The 6,312-nt window shown below is 46.0% G+C and carries 5 protein-coding genes; all 5 read left to right on the forward strand.

Going from position 1 to position 6,312, the window contains the following annotated elements:
• The first annotated feature begins 96 nt into the window (after positions 1–96).
• On the forward strand, positions 97–1,167 hold the full coding sequence (thrC, locus tag C161_RS25200; RefSeq protein WP_036673546.1) for a threonine synthase: 1,071 nt from the start codon (positions 97–99) through the stop codon (positions 1,165–1,167).
• Entirely contained in the window at positions 1,164–2,132 is a 969-nt protein-coding gene (gene thrB / locus C161_RS25205; RefSeq protein WP_036673548.1) for a homoserine kinase, read from the forward strand. The genes thrC and thrB overlap by 4 nt, the downstream gene beginning before the upstream one ends.
• The gene (gene pheA / locus C161_RS25210) at positions 2,129–3,001 is read left to right on the forward strand and encodes a prephenate dehydratase (protein WP_036673549.1); all 873 of its coding nucleotides are present in this window, start codon (positions 2,129–2,131) and stop codon (positions 2,999–3,001) included. The genes thrB and pheA overlap by 4 nt, the downstream gene beginning before the upstream one ends.
• A 148-nt stretch (positions 3,002–3,149) precedes the next feature.
• Positions 3,150–4,034 carry a branched-chain-amino-acid transaminase gene (gene ilvE, locus C161_RS25215; RefSeq protein WP_017692630.1) on the forward strand — a complete coding sequence of 295 codons (885 nt, stop codon included), beginning with the start codon at positions 3,150–3,152 and terminating at the stop codon, positions 4,032–4,034.
• A gap of 195 nt (positions 4,035–4,229) precedes the next feature.
• Positions 4,230–5,849 (forward strand): LysM peptidoglycan-binding domain-containing protein, encoded by a 1,620-nt coding sequence (locus C161_RS31720; RefSeq protein WP_051449933.1) that lies wholly within the window; start codon positions 4,230–4,232, stop codon positions 5,847–5,849.
• Positions 5,850–6,312: the final 463 nt, after the last annotated feature.

Here is a 6,312-nt window from a genome sequence, read left to right on the forward strand (position 1 = left end):
CATCTCAATTATTTCAGTTATAACGTACAAGTTAATCATATCCGGTTCAACAGGTCATCATTTCAGATTATTAAAACATAAAGGAGTTTACCCACAATGAGATATCAAGGACTTTTGCAAACGTACAGAGAGCACCTTCCAGTTAATGAAAATACACCCCTGCTTACGCTTCAGGAAGGAAATACACCGTTGATTCATGCAGAGAATCTGTCTGAGGAACTCGGTTTGAATGTTTACTTCAAATACGAAGGTTTGAACCCTACGGGATCTTTCAAAGACCGCGGTATGGTTATGGCTGTTGCCAAAGCTATGGAAGAGGGCAGCCGTACGATCATGTGTGCATCCACAGGTAATACGTCAGCAGCTGCAGCGGCCTACGCCGCACGTGGTGGCCTTAATTGTATCGTACTGATCCCGAATAATAACATTGCACTGGGTAAACTGGCCCAAGCCATGATCTATGGAGCTAAGGTGATCGCGATTAATGGTAACTTTGACCGTGCACTGGAGATTGTGCGTGAGATCACAGCCAAACATCCGATCACGCTTGTAAACTCTGTGAATCCGTTCCGGATTGAAGGACAGAAGACAGCAGCGTTTGAAGTTATTGAACAACTTGGCGAAGCGCCTGACGTTCTGGCTATTCCAGTCGGTAATGCGGGTAATATCTCGGCTTATTGGAAAGGCTTCAAAGAATATAAAGAGGCAGGCAAATCCAGCACGCTTCCACGTATGGTTGGTTTCGAAGCAGAAGGTGCGATGGCCATTGTCAAAGGTGAGCCGATCCTTGAACCTGAAACGGTAGCAACAGCAATTCGAATCGGTAATCCGGCGAGCTGGAAAACGGCGGTAGCTGCAGCTGAGGAATCTGGTGGACAGATCAACTATGTAACGGATGAACAAATTCTGACAGCGTATCGTACACTTGCTTCTCGGGAAGGGATTTTTGCTGAACCTGCTTCTGCGGCTTCCCTTGCCGGTGTATACAAACTGAAGAGTGAAGGGTACTTTAAAGGCGGAGAGACTGTCGTTTGTGTACTGACAGGTAATGGCCTGAAAGATCCTAATATTGCGATCAAAACAGTAGCGACTGAGCCACTTGTTGTTGAGGATACCGAAGAAGCGGTAATGGCGGCTATTGCACAACTGGAGCAGCAATCTGTATGAGTTTGCGTGAAAAGGTAACCGTAAAAATACCTGCAAGCACAGCCAATCTCGGTCCGGGGTTTGATACCCTGGGCATGGCATTGTCTTTGTATGCCTGGTTGGAAATGAAACCTGCCGAGCAGACGTCATTTCATCTTCACGGCAATCATTTGACAGGCCTGCCAACAGATAAATCGAATTTGATTTACGAAGTGGCACAGATGGTATTCAATGAAGCTGGGTTATCCATCCCTGAATTGGAGATTTCCATGTATTCCGATATTCCGCTTACGCGGGGACTCGGGAGCAGTGCATCAGCCATCGTTGGTGCATTGGCAGCAGCGAATGCATTAATTGGTGCTCCTTTGTCCGATGCGAAGCTTCTGGATATGGCCACATCCCTCGAGAAGCATCCTGATAATGTTGGAGCATCTCTGTATGGCGGTATTATTACGGCTGCATGGAATGGTCAACAGGTAGATCATATACGTATTGAACCACACCAGGATCTGCAGGCTTTGGTTATTGTACCTGAATTCCAGCTGTCTACTACAAAAGCAAGGAATGTAATTCCAGAGCAATTTGGCATGTCTGATGTGGTGCATAACATTAGCAGATCCTCACTGCTCGTTGCCGCTTTGGCGAGTGGACGACTGGATATGATTCAGAAGGCGATGTCAGATCGAATTCACCAACCATATCGGGCATCATTGGTGCCAGGCATGGCTGAGATATTGGAACATGCTGTCGATCATGGAGCGTTGGGAGCTGCCCTGAGCGGAGCTGGACCGACCGTATTGACTTTGGTAGATCGTCATGACACCCGGAAAGCGGGATTGGAACAATATTTGCTGGACACTATGGAGCGGGAGGGCATATCTGCTTCTGCACTGTGGCTCGATCCGGATTTGGATGGTGTAACCGTGCTGCCTGATCAAGACGAACGTCCTTTTCTGGACCGAATCAAAGGGGAAGTTAATGCATGAAACGAATTGCAGTATTACCTGAAGGCTCAGTCTCTCATGAGGCAATTGATTTCCTTTTCAACGGAGAACCATTAGATTTGCTTCATTCCAAGCTGATTTCGGATGTGTTTAGAGCAACGGATAGCGGAAATGCAAAATACAGTGTTATTCCGATCGAGAATACCATTGAGGGTTCCGTTAGTCTTCATATGGACTGGCTTGTGAATGAAGTGGACATTCCGATGCAAGCGGAGTGGGTATACCCATCCATCCAGAATGTCATTGGACATGGCTCGGAATTTAAGACGGAGAGCGGCGAGTATGATTTTAGTAAAATTACCAAGATCATGTCTCATCCTGTGGCTATTCCGCAGTGTCAGAATTTTATTCGGCTGCATTCGCCTGGGGCGGAGCTTGAAGGTGTGAACAGTACAGCCGAAGCTGTAGAAATTGTGAAAAAAAATCCAGGTAAGGGCTGGGTGGCGATCGGTACAAAGCTTGCTGCTCAGAAGCATGGCTTGGACATTATGGCTGAACGGGTTACAGATCATGACAACAACTACACCCGTTTTGTGCTCATTGGCCATGAACCTGTGAACATTCCACGTGAACCCGATCATGTAAAAACCAGCTTGCTGGTGACGTTGCCAGAAGATGCACCGGGTGCATTGCATCAGGTATTGTCGGCTTTTGCATGGCGGAAGCTGAACTTGACCCGTCTCGAATCTCGTCCAACGAAGAAACGATTGGGCAGTTACTATTTCTACATTGATGTTGTGGAAACGGTCGATTCGGTATTGCTTACCGCAGCCATGGCAGAGATTGAAGCATTGAATTGTCAGGTGCGCGTTCTGGGTAGCTATCCTTGTTATACATATCCTTCGAGATAATTGACCTGATGGTGTTTGGGAATGTTAGAAGGTTGTCATAAGTCGGGGTAGAATGAGCGAGTAATGGCTTGTCATTTGGTGTACAATGGACGGGTTAATAACGTTTCGGAGTACAGGGAATGGATATTTTATGGAGGTGCAGTCATCAGTGGCAGAACAATGGATCTATTTGGATGGTCAGTATGTGACCAAGGAGAACGCAACCGTTTCGGTATATGATCATGGATTTTTGTATGGAGACGGGATTTTCGAAGGTATTCGGATCTATAACGGAAATATTTTCAGATGTAAGGCCCACTTGGATCGTTTGTATGATTCGGCAAAATCCATTAGTTTGAACATTCCGCTGTCCATTGATGAGATGCTGGAAGTCATGGCTGAAACGGTGCGCCGCAATGATATGCGTAATGGTTATATTCGTCTTATTGTATCGCGTGGCCCTGGTAATCTGGGGTTGGACCCGTTACGTTGCCCTAAGGCATCCGTAATCATCATCGTGGAGCAATTGGCGATCTATCCGGAGGAAGCGTATCTTACTGGATTGAAAGCAGTGTCTGTATCCCAACGCCGGAACATTCCGGACGCATTGAATCCAAAAATTAAATCATTGAACTATCTGAATAACATCCTGGTTAAAATCCAGTCTAACTATTCAGGTGCTGGTGAAGCAATTATGCTGAATTCCCAAGGTTACGTAACTGAGGGTTCAAGTGATAACATCTTCATCATCAAAAATGGTGTAGTATACACGCCGCCTTGTTATCTCGGAGCACTTGAAGGGATTACACGTCAAGCGATTATCGATCTATGTGGCGAACTGGAGCTTGAATTAAAAGAAGTGCCATTCACCCTGCATGATGTGTATATCGCAGACGAAGTCTTTTTCACCGGGACAGCTGCAGAAGTTATCGCTGCATATGAAGTCGATGGAAGAACAATTGGCACGGGAGTAGCAGGTCCGGTAACGCTGAGACTGCTGGAAGCATTCCGTCAGATTGTTGACAAAGATGGATATAAAGTGTGGGAATCTTAAGTTAGAACTGCATAACATAGGGAACAGGAATCCTCCTTGTCCGATAAAATTTTGCATACCTGGCGTATGGGGATTTTAGAGACAGGAGGATTTTTTTTGTTTAGTTGATGTCATTAGCCCGGTTTCTGCATAGGATGTAGTAACGGTATGGGCGAATGTACTGCCCAAGTATGACGTCTAGGAGGTTAGTTCCCTGTGAAAATACACATGGTGAAAAAAGGCGACACATTATATCTGCTGTCCCAAAAATACAATGTAGCGCTGGACAAATTGATCGCGGCTAATCCGCAAATCACAAATCCCGACAAGCTGGATATTGGCATGAAGGTCAAAATCCCTGCAGAGCCAGTAACACCGAAACCGGAGGGTGTGCTCCACAGTCACAAGGTGCAACAAGGAGATTCGTTATGGAAGTTGGCACAAGCCTGGGGAGTTCCTTTAAAAGACATGGTCAATGCCAATCCACAGTTGAAAAATCCGAACGCTCTGCTGGTGGGGGAGACAGTTTATATTCCATCTATGCACGCACAAGGAAACACCACATCTAATTCGGGTGCCAGTAATATTGCTGCTCATGAAAAGTTGTCACCTGAAGGTAAGGAATACACGGGAGTCAAAGAACCGGAACCACCGGCTCCAGTAGCGCCAACTCCCCCTGCTCCGGTAGCAGAGGTTCCTGTTCCGGTGCCTGCTCCACCACCAGCCAATATGGAGAAGCCGAATGTGAAGCCTGAACTGGAGGTACTGCCCCAGTTACCGGAGCTTCCTGAAGTGAAACCCGAAAAGGAAACGCATAAAAAAGAAGAGGTTAAACCCGAAGTTTATGTAAAACCGGTAGCAGAATCCAAGAAATACACAATGCCTAATCTTTCGCCTGAAATTATGCCTTTGCCTGTAATGCCTAATACAAAGTCTCCAACTGAGGTTGCACCAGCAACGAAAAAACCTTGTGGTTGTGGTAATAAGTTGCATCATGCGCCAGCCGAGCACCCTTATGTTCAAATCCCGGTTCCTGTACAAGAGGTGTATGGTGCTCAGCAAGACATGTACACGGCTGGAGCGAGTAACAATGCATCGTTTCCAGGGATTCTGGAAGTTAGTCCTTATAGTGGCAGCGATCTGCCTAACAGTCCGTGGACTGGCGCGGAGCAGGGTTATAACCACAATAACGTTATGCCGAATCTGTCCGCAGACATGCAAAACAACTCATTTCCGATTGCCCCAGCTGGCGAAGTGAATAGTCCATTCCCAACGTATGTAGCACCTAGTCATATGAATCATCAGCCGCCTTTCATATCTCCATACTCAATGCTTCCGTACCCTCCATGCGGATGTGGCTCACATACACATATGCCTCAGTATACTTATCCTTCTCATGGTTATCAGGATCCGGCATGGAATATGTACGGTCCTTCGTACGGTATGCCGCCTGAAATGTCCACATCAACGATGCCAAACCAGCCTATTGAGTATGCTTATCAGAATCCGTACCCTACTCAGAACATGGTTCCCCCATCCCCGCTTGGAGCATTTGGTGAAATGTATCCTCCTCAGGGGCAAGGGAAGGGTGGCAAAAAAGGGGGGCGTGAAGACGCTAACTTAAGTCAGGTAATTGAAGAGGTTGGATCAGATTCGGAAGGGAAGTCTAAGCAAGCAGGGAATAAGCCGGCCGCTGCAAAACGCAGAACAAGCAAGGCTCCTCTGAAGAATAAATCCAAGGTATCCGTGTCCGGGAAAATATCCAGAGAGGGTGCAGCTACTTCCAACCAACGGAAATCCGATAAAAAGCGTCGTAATCCATGGATACAGAACTAACCTGAGGATTGTGATTGATGAATAAGTGAGGGACCTGTTATATAAGCGGGAAGCCAGCTCTGTAATAGAGAGCTGGCTTCCCGCTTACTTGAGTGAACATTGAGTTGCACATAACGGAGATAGTTGCTCAGGAAATAATAGAAAGCATTTTATTAAGAAGTTATTGTAAACCCTTTCATAAATGTGTTAAAATATTTGTACCCTATGAGCATGACCTACTATGATAGGACATGATAAGGAACGGATATGATAGCTTTAGCTAATGTAAAACTACTAAAGAAAAGAAATGAAAAAAACTGTTGCATTACATTCAGCCGTATGATATATTATTTAAGTCGCCGCTGAAACACAGTGCTGACACGGGAAACACAAGAGATAATGGAATAAGTTTGATCTTTGAAAACTGAACAACGAGTGAGTAAACATTCTGCTTGCAGAATGAACGCGAAAGTTTGAAACAAGC

Source organism: Paenibacillus sp. FSL R5-192 (assembly GCF_000517845.1).
GTDB classification, from domain to species: domain Bacteria; phylum Bacillota; class Bacilli; order Paenibacillales; family Paenibacillaceae; genus Paenibacillus; species Paenibacillus amylolyticus.